The organism is Variovorax sp. Soil_C_33, assembly GCF_057656935.1.
Genome location: NZ_JBDGJK010000013.1, coordinates 107,815 through 126,040 on the forward strand (window position 1 = coordinate 107,815; position 18,226 = coordinate 126,040).

At 69.0% G+C, this 18,226-nt stretch carries 18 protein-coding genes; 11 read left to right on the forward strand and 7 right to left on the reverse strand.

Annotation, left to right across the window (positions count from 1 at the left end; genetic code table 11):
• Positions 1-182: 182 nt before the first annotated feature.
• From AC3A6B_RS20290 to AC3A6B_RS20310, 5 genes are read left to right on the forward strand one after another with little or no spacing between them, the layout of a single operon-like run.
• Positions 183-1,211, forward strand: coding sequence for an ABC transporter ATP-binding protein (locus AC3A6B_RS20290; protein WP_487838459.1), 1,029 nt, complete (start codon positions 183-185; stop codon positions 1,209-1,211).
• The gene (locus tag AC3A6B_RS20295) at positions 1,208-2,179 is read left to right on the forward strand and encodes an ABC transporter ATP-binding protein (protein ID WP_487838460.1); all 972 of its coding nucleotides are present in this window, start codon (positions 1,208-1,210) and stop codon (positions 2,177-2,179) included. The genes AC3A6B_RS20290 and AC3A6B_RS20295 overlap by 4 nt, the downstream gene beginning before the upstream one ends.
• Positions 2,176-3,474, forward strand: coding sequence for an amino acid deaminase (locus AC3A6B_RS20300; protein ID WP_487838461.1), 1,299 nt, complete (start codon positions 2,176-2,178; stop codon positions 3,472-3,474). The genes AC3A6B_RS20295 and AC3A6B_RS20300 overlap by 4 nt, the downstream gene beginning before the upstream one ends.
• A gap of 8 nt (positions 3,475-3,482) precedes the next feature.
• Entirely contained in the window at positions 3,483-4,382 is a 900-nt protein-coding gene (locus AC3A6B_RS20305; RefSeq protein WP_487838462.1) for a MurR/RpiR family transcriptional regulator, read from the forward strand.
• Positions 4,375-5,844 carry an N-acyl-D-amino-acid deacylase family protein gene (locus AC3A6B_RS20310; protein WP_487838463.1) on the forward strand — a complete coding sequence of 490 codons (1,470 nt, stop codon included), beginning with the start codon at positions 4,375-4,377 and terminating at the stop codon, positions 5,842-5,844. Before AC3A6B_RS20305 ends, AC3A6B_RS20310 begins: the two co-directional genes overlap by 8 nt.
• A 25-nt stretch (positions 5,845-5,869) precedes the next feature.
• On the opposite strand, the gene AC3A6B_RS20315 is transcribed toward AC3A6B_RS20310, so the two are convergent.
• From AC3A6B_RS20315 to AC3A6B_RS20325, 3 genes are all read right to left on the reverse strand, one after another.
• On the reverse strand, positions 5,870-7,006 hold the full coding sequence (locus tag AC3A6B_RS20315) for an ABC transporter substrate-binding protein (protein WP_487838464.1): 1,137 nt from the start codon (positions 7,004-7,006) through the stop codon (positions 5,870-5,872).
• Positions 7,007-7,117: 111 nt separating this feature from the next.
• On the reverse strand, positions 7,118-7,456 hold the full coding sequence (locus tag AC3A6B_RS20320) for a hypothetical protein (RefSeq protein WP_487838465.1): 339 nt from the start codon (positions 7,454-7,456) through the stop codon (positions 7,118-7,120).
• Between the two features lie 33 nt (positions 7,457-7,489).
• Complete coding sequence (locus tag AC3A6B_RS20325; protein ID WP_487838466.1) at positions 7,490-8,308, reverse strand: alpha/beta fold hydrolase; 819 nt, start codon at positions 8,306-8,308, stop codon at positions 7,490-7,492.
• Between the two features lie 175 nt (positions 8,309-8,483).
• Between AC3A6B_RS20325 and AC3A6B_RS20330 the strand changes: the two genes are divergently transcribed.
• Complete coding sequence (locus AC3A6B_RS20330; protein WP_487838467.1) at positions 8,484-9,452, forward strand: LysR family transcriptional regulator; 969 nt, start codon at positions 8,484-8,486, stop codon at positions 9,450-9,452.
• An 8-nt stretch (positions 9,453-9,460) separates the two neighbouring features.
• On the opposite strand, the gene AC3A6B_RS20335 is transcribed toward AC3A6B_RS20330, so the two are convergent.
• Genes AC3A6B_RS20335 through AC3A6B_RS20350 form a run of 4 tightly spaced genes read right to left on the reverse strand, consistent with a single transcriptional unit; the run spans position 9,461 to position 13,520 of the window.
• Positions 9,461-10,504 (reverse strand): VWA domain-containing protein, encoded by a 1,044-nt coding sequence (locus tag AC3A6B_RS20335; RefSeq protein ID WP_487838468.1) that lies wholly within the window; start codon positions 10,502-10,504, stop codon positions 9,461-9,463.
• The gene (locus tag AC3A6B_RS20340) at positions 10,501-11,496 is read right to left on the reverse strand and encodes a DUF58 domain-containing protein (RefSeq protein WP_487838469.1); all 996 of its coding nucleotides are present in this window, start codon (positions 11,494-11,496) and stop codon (positions 10,501-10,503) included. Before AC3A6B_RS20340 ends, AC3A6B_RS20335 begins: the two co-directional genes overlap by 4 nt.
• A complete protein-coding gene (locus AC3A6B_RS20345; RefSeq protein ID WP_487838470.1) occupies positions 11,477-12,499 on the reverse strand; it encodes an AAA family ATPase in 1,023 nt (340 codons plus the stop codon). The genes AC3A6B_RS20340 and AC3A6B_RS20345 overlap by 20 nt, the downstream gene beginning before the upstream one ends.
• A 34-nt stretch (positions 12,500-12,533) precedes the next feature.
• On the reverse strand, positions 12,534-13,520 hold the full coding sequence (locus AC3A6B_RS20350; protein ID WP_487838471.1) for a S1C family serine protease: 987 nt from the start codon (positions 13,518-13,520) through the stop codon (positions 12,534-12,536).
• A gap of 89 nt (positions 13,521-13,609) precedes the next feature.
• Here AC3A6B_RS20350 and AC3A6B_RS20355 point away from each other — a divergent pair, with 89 nt between their 5' ends.
• From AC3A6B_RS20355 to tfpB, 5 genes are all read left to right on the forward strand, one after another.
• Positions 13,610-14,470: a TatD family hydrolase gene (locus AC3A6B_RS20355; RefSeq protein ID WP_487838472.1), complete on the forward strand. Its 861-nt coding sequence runs from the start codon at positions 13,610-13,612 to the stop codon at positions 14,468-14,470.
• A 124-nt stretch (positions 14,471-14,594) separates the two neighbouring features.
• On the forward strand, positions 14,595-14,972 hold the full coding sequence (locus AC3A6B_RS20360; RefSeq protein ID WP_487838473.1) for a hypothetical protein: 378 nt from the start codon (positions 14,595-14,597) through the stop codon (positions 14,970-14,972).
• 63 nt (positions 14,973-15,035) lie between these two features.
• Positions 15,036-15,557, forward strand: coding sequence for a DNA-deoxyinosine glycosylase (locus AC3A6B_RS20365; RefSeq protein ID WP_487838474.1), 522 nt, complete (start codon positions 15,036-15,038; stop codon positions 15,555-15,557).
• Positions 15,557-16,324: a class I SAM-dependent methyltransferase gene (locus AC3A6B_RS20370; protein ID WP_487838475.1), complete on the forward strand. Its 768-nt coding sequence runs from the start codon at positions 15,557-15,559 to the stop codon at positions 16,322-16,324. The genes AC3A6B_RS20365 and AC3A6B_RS20370 overlap by 1 nt, the downstream gene beginning before the upstream one ends.
• Positions 16,321-18,111 (forward strand): type IV pilus assembly ATPase TfpB, encoded by a 1,791-nt coding sequence (tfpB, locus tag AC3A6B_RS20375; protein WP_487838476.1) that lies wholly within the window; start codon positions 16,321-16,323, stop codon positions 18,109-18,111. The genes AC3A6B_RS20370 and tfpB overlap by 4 nt, the downstream gene beginning before the upstream one ends.
• Positions 18,112-18,226 lie beyond the last annotated feature (115 nt).

Here is an 18,226-nt window from a genome sequence, read left to right on the forward strand (position 1 = left end):
CAGTGGTGCATCAGCGGAACTCGCGCGACTTCTCCCGTGCCGAGGGCATGGGGTGTCCCCCGCAGCGAAATAAAGGAGGAGCCGAAGGCGGGGGACATTCGCGGAGGGGGATACCCCGTGTCCTCGGCACGCACCCCGGACGGCCCGAACCTCGAGCGCCATCGCGCGGCGGAGCAATTGACATGACAACCATCCCCCGCCTCACGGTCAAGAACCTGAGCACCAGCTTTCCCACCGAAGACGGCCTCGTGCGTTCGGTCGCCGATGTGAGCTTCTCGATCCAGCCCGGCAAGACCACCGCGCTGGTTGGTGAATCGGGCTCGGGCAAGTCGGTGACCAGCCTCACGCTGATGCGCCTGCTGCCGAAAACGGCGAATGCGCAGGTCGACGGCAGCACCGCCTTCGTCACGCGCGAAGGCAAGACGGTCGACCTGCTGAGCCTGGCGGAGCGCGAGATGCGTTCGCTGCGCGGCAATCAGCTGGCGATGATCTTCCAGGAGCCGATGACCAGCCTCAACCCGGTCTTCACTATCGGCGAGCAGATCGCCGAGAGCGTGCGCCTGCACAAGGGGCTGGACCGCAAGGCCGCCCTCGCGCATGCGCTGCGCATGCTCGAGCTGGTGGAGATCCCGGCCGCGGCGCGGCGCCTCAACGAATACCCGCACCAGCTCTCGGGCGGCATGCGCCAGCGCGTGATGATCGCGCTGGCGATGGCCTGCGATCCGACGCTGCTGATCGCCGACGAGCCCACCACCGCGCTCGACGTCACGATCCAGGCGCAGATCCTCGAGCTGATGCGCCGGCTGCAAGCCGAGACGGGCATGAGCATCCTCTTCATCACCCACAACCTCGGCGTGGTGGCGCACCATGCCGACGACGTGGTCGTGATGTATGCGGGCCGCGTGGTCGAGAGCGCGCCGGTGCGGCCGCTCTTCGCGCAGCCCGAGCATCCGTACACCCAGGGCCTGCTGGCCTGCCTGCCGGGCAAGGCGCATCTGCGCGGGCAGGCCAAGCCCAAGCGGCTGTTCGCGATTCGCGGCCAGGTGTCGAGCCCGCTGGCGCCGCCGCCGGGTTGCGCCTTCGAGCCGCGCTGCGACCATGCGGCGGAAGCCTGCCGGCAGGCCATCCCGCCGCTCGTCGAAACCCACCCGGATCGGCAGGCGCGCTGCATCCGCGTGCCGGCGAACGACACCTTGGCGAGGGCCGCATGAACGCTTCGATCGCTCCCCTCATCGAGGTCCGCGGCCTCAAGAAATACTTCGGCACCGGCGAGCGCCCGGTGCGCGCCGTCGACGGCGTGTCCTTCGCCATCCGCGCCGGCGAGACGCTGGGCCTGGTCGGCGAATCGGGATCCGGCAAGAGCACCATCGGCCGCACGCTGCTGCGCCTGGTCGAGCGCACCGAGGGCGAGGTGCTCTACCGCGGCGACGACATCGGCAAGCTTTCTTCCGGGCCGCTGCGCCGGCTGCGCAGCAAGCTGCAGATCATCTTCCAGGACCCGTACGCGAGCCTGAACCCGAAGATGCGCATCAGCGCCATCCTCGGCGAGGCGCTGGCCACGCACGGGCTGCACAAGGGCGCGGCCGCACGCGACAGGCGCATCGCCGAACTGCTCGAGACCGTGGGCCTCAGGCCCGAGCATGCCAGCCGCTTCCCGCACGAGTTCTCGGGCGGCCAGCGGCAGCGCATCGGCGTCGCGCGCGCGCTCGCGGTGGAGCCCGAGTTCATCGTCGCCGACGAGCCGCTGTCGGCGCTGGACGTGTCGATCCAGTCGCAGGTGATCAACCTGCTGGCCGACTTGCGAGAGCGCCTGTCGCTCACGATGCTATTCATCTCGCACGACCTGGACGTGGTGGAATACCTGTGCGACCGCGTGGTCGTGCTCTACCTCGGCAAGGTGATGGAAGTGGCAAGTACCAGCGAGCTCTTCGAGCGCCCGCAGCATCCCTACACGCGGGCCCTGCTGGCTGCGAGCCCCAAGCCCGATCCGCTGCTGCCCAACGAACACGTCGCGCTCAAGGGCGACATCCCGAGCCCGGTCGCGCCGCCTTCCGGCTGCGTCTTCCGCACGCGCTGCCCGCATGCCATCGAGGCTTGCGCCCGGACCGTGCCGCCGCTTTCCGAACTGGCAGCGGGCCACTTTTCCGCCTGCATCCGCAAGGAGCTGATTTCCCTATGACCACCGAACACGACGACTTCACCGACCCGCTGCTCGACACAGGCTTCAAGGGCTATCCGCGCACCCAGCCGCCGAAGCGCCGCAGCGAGATCGGGCAGGCCGGCTGGCACGTGCTGGCCGGCGACCTGCCGCTGCCGCTGGCCGTGCTCAAGCGCGAGGCGCTGGAACACAACCTCCAGTGGATGCAGGCGCGCGTGCGCCAGTGGGGCGTCGACCTCGCGCCGCACGGCAAGACCACCATGTCGCCACAGCTCTTTAAGCGCCAGCTCGATGCCGGCGCCTGGGGCCTCACTTTCGCGACGGTGACCCAGCTCGCCGTCGGCGTGGCCGCCGGCGCGCGGCGCACCGTGATCGCCAACCAGGTGGTGACCGACGAAGACCTGGCCGGCATTCAGCTGCTGCTGCACGCGCACATCGACCTGCGCGTCGTGTTCCTGGTCGATTCGCTGGCCCAACTCGAGCTGATCGAAGCCTGGGCAGAGCGCCACCCGGAGCACCTGCCTTTCGAGGTGATGCTCGAAATCGGCGTCGACGGCGCGCGCACCGGCTGCCGCACGCACGAGGAAGCGGTCACCCTTGCGACCCGCCTGCACGAGAGCGCGGTGGTCAAGCTGGCCGGCATCGAGTGCTACGAAGGGCAGGGCGCCACCGGCGAGAGCGGGCCCGATGCGGCCTATGCGAACGCGCTGATGGACCGCGTCGAGGCCGTGGCCCGTCATTGCGACGTCAACGGCCTGTTCGACACCGAGGAAGTGCTGGTCTCGGCCGGCGGCTCGGCGATCTTCGACCTGGTGGCCGGCCGCCTGAAGCCGGCGCTCAAGAACCCGGTGCGGGGCCTGCTGCGCTCGGGCTGCTACGTCACGCACGACCACGGCTTCTACCAGCGCATGCTGAGCGCAGTGGACCAGCGCCTGGGATGCGATTGCGGCGAGAGCCTGCGCCCTGCGATGGAGGTGTGGGCCACGGTGCAGTCGCGCCCCGAGCCGAAGCTCGCCATCCTCGCGGTGGGCAAGCGCGACATCTCCTTCGACCTCTCGATGCCGGTGCCGATCGCACGCGCCGCGCGCGGCAGCCTGGTGCCTGCCGCGGTGCCGCCGGGCTGGAAGATCACGGCGCTGAACGACCAGCACGCCTACCTGCGCTGGGACGATGCCGACGAGCCACAGGCGCCCGTGGTGGGCGAGCGCGTCGGCCTCGGCATCTCGCACCCCTGCACCACATTCGACAAGTGGCACTGGATGCCGGTGGTCGAAGAAGACTATCGCGTGAGCGACGCGGTGGCCATGCATTTCTGATGGCGGCCATGACCAGCTCCCTGCTCCAGAAGATGGCCGAGATCCGCGACGGCGCCTCGGCGACGCGGCGCGCCATCCTCGACCTGATCCTCGAAGACCCGGACCGCGCGCTCGAAGAAAGCTTCGAGACGCTGGCCGAGCGTTCGCGCAGCTCGGTGCCCACCATCATGCGCACCTGCCGCGACCTCGGCTTCGCCGGCCTGCGCGAGTTCAAGCTCGCGCTGGCGCAGGAGCTGGCCCTCGGCGGCTCGCCGCTGCACCGGCGCGTGAACATCGAGGACGCGGCCGACGAGGTGGTCGGCAAGATCGCGCGCAGCGCCGCGGCCTCGGTCTCGGGCGTGCGCAACCAGCTCGACATGGACGTGCTCGACGGCGCCGTGGCCGCCATCGCGGCGGCGCCGCACGTGGACCTCTACGGCGCCGGCGCCACCTCGTGGTTCATGGCCAACGACCTGCAGGCGCGGCTGTTCCGCCTCGGCCTCTCAGCCAATGCCTGGGCCGACTATCACCTGCAGCAGGTGGCGGGCGCGGCCCAGCGCCCCGGCGGCGTGGTGATCGCGATCTCGCATGTGGGCGGCATGCCCTCGCTGCTCGATGCGGTGGACATCGCGCGCGGGCAGGGCGCCAAGGTGGTCGCGCTCACGCGGCCCGGCACGGCGCTCGCGGCCAGGGCCGATTTCCTGCTGGGCCTGTCGGTGCCCGACGATGCGGTGATGCACGTGGGCATCGATGCCTACCTCACGCACCTGACGGCGATCGAGATTCTGACCGTGCTGGTCGCGCAGCGCCGCGGCGAGCCCGCGGTGCAGCGGCTGCAGCGCGCGCGCGAGGCTTTCCAGCGCCACGGCATCGATGCCAGCACGCACGCGCTGCAGAGCTGGGATGGCGGAGGAGTGAAGCATGGCTGAACAGGCGATCTTCTTGCTCGAGGGCGGCCTGGTGGTCGACGGCTCCGGCGGCCCGGGCTGGCCCGGCGACGTGCTCCTGGCAGGGGACCGCATCGCGGCCCTGGGCGAAGGCCTGTGCCAGCGCCTGCCCGAAGGCATTGCCGCGGCCGATCTCGAAACCGTCGACTGCCGCGGCAAGGTGATCGCGCCCGGCTTCATCGACGTCCACACGCACGACGACGCGATCGTGCTGCGCGATCCGCTGTGCCTGCCGAAGATCTCGCAGGGCATCACGACGGTGGTCACCGGCAACTGCGGCATCTCGCTCGCGCCCTACCGCACGCGCGAGGCCCAGCCGCCGCTGACGCTGCTGGGCATCGACTCCTTCCGCCATGCCACGATGGCCGACTACCGCGCCGCGGTCGAGGCGGCGCAGCCGGCGCTCAACGTCGCCGCGCTGATCGGCCACACCACCTTGCGCTTCGCGACCATGGATGCGCTCGACCGCCCCGCCACCGAGGACGAGCGCGCGCGCATGGGCCAGCTGCTCGAAGCCTGCATGCTCGACGGCGCGCACGGCCTTTCCTCGGGCCTGTTCTACGAGCAGGCCTTCGCGGCGCCGGCCGAGGAGGTGACGGCGCTGGCACGCATCGTCGCGCGCCACGGCGGCGTCTATGCCACGCACCTGCGCAGCGAGATGGAAGCCATCATCGAGGCCATGCACGAAGCCGGCGACACCGCCTTCAGCGCCGGCGCGCCGCTCGTGATCTCGCACCACAAGTGCGCCGGCCCCGCCAACTGGGGCCGCACGCTCGAAACCCTGCCGCTGGTCGACGCGCTCGCCAAGCGGCAGGACATCGCGCTCGACGTCTACCCCTACGTCGCCGGTTCCACCGTGCTGCGCGAAGACCTGGTGGACGGCGTGATCGACATCCTGCTGACCTGGTCCGACCCGCATCCCGAGGTGACGGGCCGCATGCTGGCCGACGTTGCGCGCGAATGGGGCGTGGACCAGAAGGAAGCCTGCCGCCGCCTGCAGCCCGGCGGCGCCTGCTACTTCCAGATGAAGGAAGAGGACGTGGAGCGCGTGATCGCCCATCCGCGCACCATGATCGGCAGCGACGGCCTGCCGCACGACCGCCATCCGCATCCGCGCCTGTGGGGCGCTTTCCCGCGCGTGTTCGCGCGCTACTGGCGCGAGCGCAATCTGTTCACGCTCGAACATGCGGTGCACAAGATGACCGGCATGACGGCGCGCAACCTGCGCATCGCCGATCGCGGCCTGCTGCGTGCGGGCGCGATGGCCGACGTGGTGGTGTTCGATCCGCGCACCATCGCCGACACCGCCACCTACGACCGGCCGAAGAGCGCCAGCGTGGGCATCGAGCGCGTGTTCGTCAACGGCGCCTGCGCGTTTCGCGGCGGCGAAGAAGAACCCGAGGTGCGGGCGCGGGCGGGACGGATGCTGACGCGGGGGGTCTGAGAACCGGTCGGGAAGAGCGCCCGGGTCAGCGCACGAAGCGGCCCTCGGGCGTGACGCGAACCATCTCGATGAACTTCGACCCCGTGCTGCTGCCTGACGTGAAATCGATGTCCATGCCGGCCAGCCGCATCTTGAATGCGCGCAGCGCCGCATGCAGGCGCGCACGCGTCAGGTCGCGGCCGGCGCGCTTGAGCGCCTCGATCATCACCAGTCCGTTCAGGTAGCCCTCGAAGCTGCCGTAGCCCACCGGCACCTGCGCACGCTCCGCCAGGCGTCGGTAGTCGCGCGTGACGGTCTCCACCTCGCCCCAGGGATAGGGCATGACCTGCGAGATGGCCAAGCCGCCCGCCTGCAGGTTCACCACCTTGGCCGTGACTTCGCCCGGGACGACCGACATGCCATAGAACATCGGCTTGCTGCCGGCGCCGTAAGTCGCCTTGATGACCTCGCCGGCCACCGTGCCGGCCAGATACATGAGCACTGCCTGCGGCTGGCTGTCGGCCAATGTCTTGCCGGCGGCGGCGGAGGTCGAGCCGTCGCCCTTCACCGGGACGACCGCCGTCGGCGTGAGCTTGTGGGTCGCCATGGCGGCCTCGATGAGCTTGACCGCCTCGGCGCCGCCGGGGTTGTCGAGATGGGCGATCGCCATCTTGTTGACGCCGACGGTCGTCAGGTGCTCGACCAGGGCCTGCGCTTCGCGCGCGTTGCTGGCGCGCACGAAGTAGGCGGAGCCGGCAACGCGTTCGCGCGCCGTGTCGCCCACGCCGTAGCCGCCCACGCTGGGTGCGCCGCTTTGCTGCAGCAGCTTGGCCGCGGCAGCCGTGGTGCCCGAGCCGACGCAGCCGAAGAAGGCGAACACACGATGGTCGTTCAAGAGCTTGCCGTAGTTCTCCAGTGCTTTTTCGGGCTTCAGCTCGTCGTCCAGCGACACCAGCTTGATCTTGCGTCCGCCCACGCCGCCTTGTTCGTTGACCGCATCGAAGGCCAGCCCGGCGCCGTTGTGCACCACCTTGATCTGCGAGCCGAGCGGGCCGCTCAGCACGGCGCTGCTGCCGAGCAGGATCTCGCTGTCGCTCACCCCTGTCTCGGCGTGCGCGGACGACAGCTGCGCAAGGCCGGTAGCGAATACCGCGGTGGAGGCGACAAAACTTCTGCGCTGCATGAACTAGGCCCTTTTTCGATAGTTAAGTTGAATAACTATTTGAAATGAGCCGTCGGCGCCGCCGGGTTGGGGTTTACCCATGTCGGCGCGGCATTTCTCACGCTGTTGCGATCACTCGTGTCCCGTCAGCATCAGCGCTGCCCGGTAGGCCGCACGGCCGCCCGTCTTGGCTTCATCGACCAGCGCCTTCAGCCGCTGCGCGCGCTCCTTCGGCGCCAGCAAGTGAAGCGGCTCGGCCATCAACTGCCGCGCCGCGCCGAGCAGCACATGCGCCGAGGTAACGCAGACGCGCATGGCCGCGCGCTCGCCGGCCGCGGCGTACTCGTCTTCGCGATGGTTGAGAACGGACTCGATCAAGGCGAGCGCATTGTCGAGGCAGGCCTGCGCGAGCTCGCGCTGCGCCGGTCTGGCCTCGATGGGCGTCGCCGGCGTGTTGTCGGTATCGAGCATGAAAAGGCCGAATTGCTTTCTTTGAGAGTCGGATCAGTGCGTCGCCGGCAGCGCTGCGCGCGGCGTGCCGGCTTCATGCCGATGCAGCCAGCGCCGCAAGACGCGCAGCAGCGCCCCCGGCTGGTCGGCATGCACCCAATGGCCGGCGTCGTCGATGTGTTCCAGGTGCGCACGGGGAAACAGGCGCGCGATGCCGGCATGCGACTCGGCCTGCACATAGGACGAATCGGTCCCGGCAAGGAACAGCGCCGGCCCTTCGTAGTGCCGGTGCCGGAACCGCTGCGGAAATCCGCACAGCTCCTGCATGCACATCGCCACCGCCAGCAGGTTGAGCCGCCAGTCGAAGCGCTCGTCGTGGCGCCGCAGGTTCTGCATCAGGAAGTCGAGCACCGGCGTGTCGCCTTCCTGGCTCCGGGCCAGCGCCTGCCGGGTTTCGTTGCGGCCGGTCGCGGCGGCCGCGTCGAGGCCGCGCATGGCCATCATGTAGGGCGAGAACTGGTCGCTGTAGCGTTCGGGCGCGATGTCGATCACCGCCACGCCGGAGATCGCCTGCGGATGTTCGAGGGCCAGGGTCATGGCGGTCTTGCCGCCCATGCTGTGGCCGATCAGCAGCGGCCGCTGCAACTGCTCGCGTTCGATGAGCGCCAGCACGTCCTGCGCCATCTCGGCGTACGACATGGTCTGGCCCCGGGGCGACGCGCCGTGGTTGCGTGCATCCGGCAGGTAGACGCGGTGCCTGTCGCCGAGCGACCGGGCGATCCGGGCCCAGTTGCGCCCCGCGCCGAAGAGCCCATGCAGGATCACCACGGGAGGCCCGTCGCCCACGGCCTCGCAGGCCAACTCAATGGGCATGGGGTGCACCTTCCTGGCGTCTGACCATGGGTCTTGTCTCCTGGCTCGAATTCGAGGGTTTGACAGAGGTTATGGGCGCCGGACCCCTTCGTAAAATGGTTTGCGTCCATGCGCTGCATCGATGCCGCGAATAGCTCGGGAGGCAGGCACGGATTTCGAAGGGCGAGGTCACCGCATGCGGTTCAACAAGCTCGACTTGAATCTGCTGGTGGCCCTGGATGCGCTGCTCACGGAGCGCAGCATCAGCAGGGCGGGGGAACGCCTGCACCTGAGCCAGTCGGCAACGAGCAATGCGCTGGCGCGGCTGCGGGCCTATTTCGACGACGAGTTGCTGGTGCAGGTCGGCCGCAAGCTCGAGCTGACCCCGCGCGCCGAGACGCTGAAGGAGGCCGTGCGCGACGTGCTGGTGCGGGTGGATTCCGCGATCCTGGCCCAGCCGGGCTTCGATCCCGCCGAATCGCAGCGCTGCTTTCGCCTGATCGTCTCCGACTACACCTCGATGGTCCTGATGCCGCAGGTACTTGCGCTGGCGGGCGGCCAGTCGCGCGCCGTGTGCTTCGATCTGCTGCCGCTGCTGCAGCCGCCGCACCGGGAGCTGGAGAGCGGCGAGGCCGACCTGCTCATCCTGCCGCTGGAATACCGCACGCCCGAGCCTCATCCCTTCGACATCCTGTTCGAGGAGCAGTTCGTCTGCGTGGTCTGGAGCGGCGGCCGCTTCGGGCATGCCGACAAGCTGACGGCGGAGCAGTACGCTGCGGCCGGCCACGTCGTGATGCAGCCCTCCGGCATGGACCCGCCCACGCTAGCCGGCTGGCTGAAACGGCGCTACCCCGGGGTGCGCCGCATCGAAGTCACCACCTACAGCTTCGCCGCGGTTCCTTATCTGGTCGTGGGCACCGATCGCATCGCCACGCTGCACGCACGGCTCGCCTGGCTGGCCCGGAAGTCCCTGCCGCTGCGGCTGCTGCCGGTGCCGGTGCCGATGCCGGCGATGAAGCAGACGATGCAATGGCACAAGTACCGCACGCAGGATCCGGGGCTGGTCTGGCTGCGCGGCCTGATGCACCAGGCCGTGGCGAGGATGGACGCGCAACTGGAACCCGCTCGCGCGAACGACGTGGCCGAAACCGTCCGCATGGAGTGACCGCAGCGCTACAGGATCCTGTTGAACCACAGCAGCGAGAGGCCGGCGGACAGCAGGGCCAGCACGGCGGCGCCGAGCGCGAACAGCGCCGAGATTTCGGTCTCTTTCTTCTCGACCGTGAGCCTGGAGCTCAGCGTGTTGTAGACCTTGGTGAGGTCCGCCGCGGTGCCCGCGTAGTAGTACTCGGCCTGCGTCTTGTTGGCGATCGCCTTGAGCGTTTCCTCGTCGAGGCGCACGCGCATCGACCAGCCTTCGAAGCCGATGGTCTCGCCGTCCACCGTGCCGATGCCCACGGTGTAGACGCGCACGCCGCGCTCGGCCGCGACCTTCGCCGCATCGAGCGGGTCGACGCCGGTGGTGCGCTGGCCATCGGTCAGCATGATGATGGCGGCCGAGGTGTAGGAGCCCGGCGCCACCGGCGTGAACTCCTTCTGCGGCCCCTTGCCGGCCTGGTCGAGCGGCACGCCGCGCTGGCGGTTGCTCTGCGGGCCGAAGTTCGAGACGTCGATGCCCGCATCCGGGAACAGCGTGGCCAGCGAAACGACGATGGCGTTGCCGGTGGCCGTCGCGCGCTGCAGCTGGAAGGAATCGATGGCCGTGATCAGGTCTTCGCGGTTGGTGGTGGGCAGCTGGGCAACGTTGGCGCTGCCCGCGAAGGCGACGATGCCGACCTTGACGTGGCGCGGCAGCTCCTTCAGAAAGCTCTTGGCCGCTTCCTGCGCGGCCACCAGCCGGTTGGGCAGCACGTCGGCCGCGCGCATGCTGCCCGACACGTCCATCGCCAGGATGATGGTCTGCTGGTTCGAGGGCAGCATCACCACCGCCATCGGCCGTGCGGCGGCTATCAGCATGGCGACCATCGCGAGCAGGAACAGGAAGGGCGGGATGTGGCGCCGCACGCTCTGGCGCACGCCCATCGCCTCGCGCACGATCGAGAGGCTGGCATAGCGCAGCGCCAGCTTCTTCTTGCGCCGCATGAGCCAGGCATAGAGCAGCACCAGCAGCGGCGCCGCGAGCAACAGCCAGAGGAATTGAGGCCAGAGGAAGTTCATGCTGCCACCGCCTTCGGGTTGGACGACCCGGTGCGCACGCGGCGCTTGCGCATGTCGGCAAAGCGCACGATGGCTTCCACCAGATCGTCGTTGGTCGAGAGTTCGAGCGCGTCGACGCCGACCTTGGCCAGCGTCTCGCGCAGGGTTGTTTCGCGCTGCGCGGCAACGCGGGCGAAGCGCTTGCGGAAGCTCGCGTCGTGCGTATCGACCCAGAGCTGCTCGCCGGTCTCGGCATCGGTGAGGGGCACCAGGCCGAGGTCGGGCAGCTCGAGCTCCAGCGGGTCGAACAGGCGCACGGCCACCACCTCGTGGCGCCGCACCAGCTGCGCGAGCGGGAGCTCCCAGCCGGGCTCGCTCAGGAAATCGGACACCACGAACACGGTCGAGCGGCGCGGCATCAGCACCGCCGCCGACTTGAGCAGATCGGCGAGCCGGGTCATGCCCTTCTGGGCCGGCGCGTTCTTCTTTTCGGCGCGGCGTTGCATCGCGTGCAGCAGGTGCAGCACGTGCCGCCGGCCGCTGCGCGGCGGGATCACGGCCTCGACGTCGTTGCCGTAGACCAGCGCGCCGACGCGGTTGCCGTGCCGCGTGAGGAGGCGCGCGATGACGCCGACGAAGCCGGCCGAGATCTCGCGCTTGGCCTTGCGGCCGGAACCGAAGTCGACCGAGCGGCTCAGGTCGAGGATGAACCAGGCGGCCATCTCGCGGTCTTCGGTGAACACGCGCACATGCGGCGTCTGCAGGCGCGCGGTGACGTTCCAGTCGATATGGCGCACGTCGTCGTGGTGCTGGTACTCGCGCAGGTCGGCCAGGTCGAGGCCGGTGCCGCGCATCAGCGTGCGGTAGTCGCCCTGCAGCAGGCCGTCGAGCCGGCGGATCACCGTCCATTCGAGCCGGCGCAGCAAGCGCTCGGCGGAGCCCGCCGCGGCCTCGCCCGCGAGTCGTTCGTCGTTGGCGGCGCGCGCGCGCCGGCTAGGCCACCAGCTTTTCATGTTCGAGCGGCTTGGCTGGCGGGGGTACGGCCCGCATGATCTTGTCGATCAGGCCGTCGGGCGTGAACCCTTCGGAGAGGCCTTCGTAGGACAGCGTTACGCGGTGCCGCAGCACGTCGGGCACCAGCGCCGTCATGTCCTCGGGCAGTGCATAGCTGCGGCCGCGCAGGAGCGCCAGGGCGCGCGCGCCCTCGGTCAGGTTGATGCTGGCGCGCGGGCTGGCGCCGAAGGTGATGAAGCGCCGCATGTCCTTGAGGCCGTGACGCTCGGGCGTGCGCGTGGCCGACACCAGCCTGACCGCGTACTGGATCAGCGAGGGGTCGACGTAGACGCGCCGAGCTTCTGCCTGAAGCGCCGCGAGCTGGTCGGTGGTGGCGACCGCGCTGGCCTCGACGGGCGCGCCGATCACGCGCTCGACGATCACGAACTCTTCCTCGTCGGTCGGGTAGTCGACCAGCACCTTCATCATGAAGCGGTCGACCTGCGCCTCGGGCAGCGGGTAGGTACCCTCGGTCTCGATCGGGTTCTGCGTCGCCATCACGAGGAAGGGGCGCGGCACCTTGTGCGTCTCGCCGGCGATCGTGACCTGGCGCTCCTGCATCACTTCGAGCAGCGCGCTCTGCACCTTGGCCGGGGCGCGGTTGATTTCGTCGGCCAGCAGCAGGTTGGCGAACACCGGCCCCAGCGAGGTGCTGAACTCGCCGGTCTTCTGGTTGTAGATGCGCGTGCCGACCAGGTCGGCCGGCACCAGGTCGGGCGTGAACTGGATGCGCTTGAACCGGCCGCGCACCGCATCGGCCAGCGTCTTCACCGTCAGGGTCTTGGCCAGCCCGGGAACGCCTTCGACCAGCAGGTGGCCGCCCGCCAGCACCGCGACCATCACGCGCTCGAGAAAACGGTCCTGGCCGACGACGACGCGCTTCACCTGGTAGAGGATCTGCTCCATCAGCTCGGCGGTGGAAGCGGAGGCGGAGGCGGAGCTCGGTTCGTTCTCTGTGCTCATGCTTGCTGCTTTCGGTGAGGAATCGGAAAGACCATCAGAAAGGCGGAGAGCCGGCGGCCGAGGCCGCGTTCTCGATCGGCACTGCAAAACCGATGCCAATGAAGGTGCGCTGCTGGGTCGGGTTGAGGATCGCGGTCACGATGCCGAGCACCTCGCCGTTCATGTTGATGAGCGGCCCGCCCGAATTGCCGGGGTTGGCAGCGGCGTCGAACTGGATCAGGTTGCCGAGCTCCTGCTTGCCCTCGGGCGAGCGGAACGAGCGCTTGAGGCCCGAGACCACGCCGGCCGAGACCGAGGGGCCGATGCCGAAGGGAAAGCCGACCGCGGCCACTTCGTCGCCGGGCTGCAGGTCGGCGGTCGAGCGCATCGTGGCCGGGATCAAGTCGTCGGGCAGCTTCTGCGCCTGCAGCACGGCGAGGTCGTTCTCGGGCTGCACGCCGGTGATCACGGCGGGCGCCTCGAGACCGTCGGCAAACGTGACCTTGATCTTCTCGGCGCCCGCGACCACGTGCAGGTTGGTCAGGATGATGCCCTTGTCGACGACCACCACGCCGGTGCCGACGCCGCGCTCCACCTCGCCCGGGGGTTCGTCGGCCTCGGGCGGCTTGCCCTTGGCAACGTTGTTGCCGCGCTTCTGCGTCTGGGCTTCCGGCGTCTTCTTTTCGGGGCCGTAGCCGACCACCCGCACCACCGAGGGACGGATGATTTCGGCCGCCTTGGAGGCCGGCGACGGCAGGGTGGCGGTCTGCAGCGTGCGCAGCACGGCGGCGTCGATGTCCTTCTGCGTGTATTGGCGGATGTTCTGCTGCGGCCACAGCGCAATCGCCGTGCCCGAGGCGCCGAAGCAGACCGCAAGCAGCAGCGCGAAGCTGCGGCGTCCAGGCTGCCAGCGCGGGGCCGGGGCTTTTGCCGGCGGGGCTGCCGCGCCCACCTGGGCTTCGTCGGACGCCTCGGGCGTTCGAGACTCGGCCGCATCCTGCGGCGCGCGGGGCGAGCGACTATAGAAAGCAGGCCTGCGCATCGGGCACCTCCGGCAAAAATATCGACGCGTGAGAGAGGCACGGTAGCACGCTTTCCCCCGCCGTGCATGCGTTCGGGCATCATTGCGCGATGGCCGTCTTCATCGATACCCACTGCCACCTCGATGCACCGGAATTCGGCACCGAAATGGCCACGATCCGGGCACGCGCGGCGGCGCGCAACGTCGCCCTGTGCGTGATTCCGGCGGTGGCGGCCACCAACTTCGCAACAGTGCGCGAACTCGCGCATGCCCAGAACGATGCCTACGCGCTGGGCATCCACCCGATGTGCACCATCGAGGCGCGGGACGAGCACCTGACGCTGCTCGACGCGGAACTTGCCGCGCGCCGCGACGATCCGCGCCTGGTGGCGGTGGGCGAGATCGGGCTCGACTTCTTCGTGCCGGGCCTGGACCCCGACAAGCAGGAGCGCTTCTTTCACACTCAGTTGCAACTCGCGCGCAAACACGGACTGCCGGTGATCATCCATGTGCGCCGGTCGGTGGACAAGGTCTTGAAACACCTGCGGCAGGTCGCGCCCGGCCAGACCTGGCGGGGCATCGCGCATGCGTTCAACGGCAGCGCGCAGCAGGCGCAGGCCTGTATCGATTGCGGGCTCAAGCTGGGCTTCGGCGGCGCCGTGACTTTCGAGCGCGCGTTGCAGCTGCGGCGTCTTGCCGCCACGCTGCCGCTCGCGTCGATCGTGATGGAGACCGATGCGCCCGACATCCAGCCGCATTGGCTCTACCGCACCGAAGCGCAGCGTGCGGCGGGCGAGGCGCAGGGTCGCAACGAGCCGGGCGAGCTGCCGCGCATCGCCGAAGTCGTGGCCGGGCTGCGCGGCATCACGCTCGATGCGCTCGCCCGGGCGACCACGCGCAATGCGGTTTCGGCGCTGCCGCGTCTGTCATCGCTGATCGAAGCGTCGGCCGGCATGCCGCAGCACGCGTAGGCCAAGTGCCCGACTTGCGCGCCAGCGCGTTGATGGCGCCATCCGGATGTCATCCTCGGGCTTCGAGTGTTCGTTCTTGGCCAGTGGCAAGTTCGTCACTCCAACTCATCAAAGGAGCTTTCCCATGAACAAATCGTCCATTCGCACCCTGCCTGCCGTGCTGGCTTTGGCCTTCGCATCCATCGGCCTGTCGGCCGTGGCGCAGACCCAGCCCGCACCTCAGCCCGCCCCGGCGACGCAGGAGCCGACCATGACCGAGAAGGCCAAGGAAACCGGCAAGGACGCCGTCGACGCCACCAAGCGCACGACGAAGAAGGTCGTCGGCGCCACCGAGCGCGGCGTCAAGAAGGCAGGCACCGCCACCAAGAACGTGGCCAAGAAGACCGGCGAGGCCGTGTCGACCGCCGGCCACAAGACGGCCGACGGCATGCGCAGCGCCGGCCACAAGATCGGCGAGAAGGTGCCCGGCACGGCCGAGCACGATGCCGCCAAGAAGCCCTGAGTTCCTGAACTCGCCTTTCGCCGGAAACCCGCTGCGGTGGGTTTTTTTGTGTCTACTCCGCGCATGAACAAAGCATCGCCTGCGTCGCGGCTGCGGCTCACCGGCCTCGATCCGATCGTCTCGGATCGCACCGTCGTTCTGGTCCTCGGCAGTTTCCCGGGCGGCCGTTCGCTCGCCGAGGGGCAGTACTATGCGCACCCGCAAAACCACTTCTGGAAGATCTTGCAAGCGATTTGGCCCGACCACCCGCTCCCGGCGGGCGCAGACAGTTATCCCGCCCGCCGCGACTGGCTGCTCGAGCGCGGCCTCGGCCTCTGGGACGTGTACGCCGCCTGCGAGCGCGAAGGCAGTCTCGATTCGGCGATCCGCAACGGCGAGGCGAACGACATCGCCGGCCTCGCGCTGCCCAGGCTGGCCGCGATCGCGCACAACGGCGGCGAAAGCTTCAAGCACGCGCGCCACACCCAGGGCCTCGACGTGCCGGTCTATCGGCTGCCGTCCTCGAGCGCGGCGAACGCATCGTGGACCTTCGAGCGCAAGCACGATGCCTGGCGCGAGGTCTTCCTGAAGCACGGACTGGTCTGATGGCGGCGAAGAAAGCCGCGGCGCCCGAACTTCCGGAAGTCAATTTCTCCGACTGGGGCGATGTGCGCTACCTGCATCTCGGCACCGAGTGGGTGCAGGGCTCGATGAAGCTCGATGCGCCGTTCGAGATCGAGCTCGAGTATGTGCAGCGCATGATGGCCTGGCTGCTTTTCGTCGATGCCGCGAGCGTGCGCAGCCGCCATGCGATGCAGCTGGGCCTGGGCGCGGCCAGCCTCACCAAGTTCTGCCGCAAGACGCTGGGCATGCGCACCACGGCGGTCGAGCTCAATCCGCAGGTGGTCGCGGCCTGCCGCGGCTGGTTCAAGCTGCCGGCCGACGATGCGAGGCTGCACGTGATCGTCGCCGATGCGGCGGTCGAGATCCGGCGGCCGCTGTGGCAGGGCGATGTGGATGTGCTGCAGGTCGACCTGTACGACCACGAGGCCGCCGCGCCGGTGCTCGACAGCGAAGCCTTCTATGCCGACTGCCGCGCCCTCCTGACCGAGGACGGCTGCGTGACGGTCAACCTGTTCGGCCGCTCCTCGAGCTACGAACGCAGCCTCGAGAAGATCGCCGCCGCCTTCGGAGAAGACGCGCTCTGGGCCTTCAAGCCCACGCGCGAGGGCAACACCGTGGTGCTGGCCCAGCGCACGCCCAGCCGGCCGAAGCGCCCCGTGCTTGCCGATCGCGCCCAAAGCATCCAGACTCGGTGGGGCCTGCCCGCGCCGAAGTGGCTGCGGGTGTTCAAACCCATTGCTGATTCATGAGCGCTGTTTCCTCCTCGACCCCATCCGCTCTGTCCCGCCACGAAGGACCGCTCGACCTGCGGCACCTGATCGAGTGGCTCGCCAAGGACGGCGTGATCTCTCCGGTGGAGGCCAAGCGCACGCTGGCGCGCTGCGCGCAGGCCGAGAGCCGCCAGCATCCGCTGGTGAGGCTCGCGAATGTCGCGATGACGCGCGAGAGCGACGGCAAGCCGCTCGACCTGGAGATGCTGAGCCAGTGGCTCGCCGGCCGCGCGGGCCTGGCCTATCTGCGCATCGATCCGCTGCGGGTCGACGTGGGCAAGGTGGCCGACACCATGAGCGCGGCCTATGCGGAGCGGCACAAGGTGCTGCCGGTGCAGGTCACGCCGGCCGAGGTGGTGGTGGCCACCGCCGAGCCCTTCCTGACCGACTGGATCGCCGAGGTCGAGCGCCAGTCGCGCCGCGCGGTGCGGCGCGTGGTCGCGAACCCGGTCGATATCCAGCGCTACACGGCGGAGTTCTTCTCGCTGGCCAAGTCGGTGCGCGCGGCGCAGAAGGCCGGCGGCAGTGCAGGCGGCGCCAGCTTCGAGCAGCTGGTCGAGCTCGGCAAGAGCAACAAGCAGCTCGACGCCAACGACCAGAGCGTGGTGCAGGTGGTCGATTGGCTCTGGCAGTACGCCTTCGACCAGCGCGCCAGCGACATCCACCTGGAGCCGCGGCGCGAGCAGGGCGTGATCCGCTTCCGCATCGACGGCGTGCTGCACCCGGCCTACCAGATGCCGATGGGCGTGATGAATGCGATGGTGTCGCGCATCAAGCTGCTCGGCCGCATGGACGTGGTCGAGAAGCGGCGGCCGCTGGACGGCCGCATCAAGACCCGCAACATGCGCGGCGAAGAGATCGAGATGCGGCTCTCCACCCTGCCTACCGCCTTCGGCGAGAAGATGGTGATGCGGATCTTCGACCCCGACACCGCGGTCAAGGACCTCGACGCGCTCGGCTTCGCGCAGCACGATGCGCAGCGCTGGGAGCAGCTCGTGACGCGCCCGCACGGCATCATCCTGGTGACCGGGCCGACCGGCTCCGGGAAGACCACCACGCTCTATTCCACGCTCAAGCGCGTCGCCACCGAGGAGGTCAACGTCAGCACGGTGGAAGACCCGATCGAAATGATCGAGCCCTCCTTCAACCAGACGCAGGTGCAGCCGCAGCTCGACTTCGGCTTCACCGAGGGCCTGCGCGCGCTGATGCGGCAGGATCCGGACATCATCATGGTGGGCGAAATCCGCGACATCGCGACCGCCGAGATGGCGGTGCAGGCCGCGCTCACCGGGCACCTGGTCTTCAGCACGCTGCACACCAACGATGCGCCGAGCGCGATCACGCGGCTGATGGAGCTCGGCGTGCCCAACTACCTCGTCAATGCGACCATGCTCGGCGTGCTGGCCCAGCGCCTGGTGCGCACCCTGTGTCCGCATTGCAAGGCGCCGGACGACAGCATCACGCGCGAGCAGCTCGGCGAGTTCGTCAAGCCCTGGCAGATCACCGGCTCGGTGCGGGCCTACAAGCCGGTCGGCTGCGTCGACTGCCGCATGACGGGCTACCGCGGCCGCATGGGCCTGTACGAACTGCTCACCGTGGGCGAGGGCTTCAAGGCGCTGGTCAACAGGGAGCCCAACCTCGCCGGACTGCGCCGCCAGGCCGTGACCGACGGCATGCGGCCGCTGCGCCTCGCGGGCGCGCTGCGCGTGGCCGAAGGCCTGACGACCATCGACGAAGTCCTGAGCGCGACCCCGCCGCTCGAGTAAGCGCTTCGGCGCGGCGCCCTCGCGCCCCGGGATAACCCTAGGCTCTCGCTAGGTGGAATCCACATCAAGCTGACCACTGCCTGACCACACAATCCGCTGTTCGAATTTTTCGAGG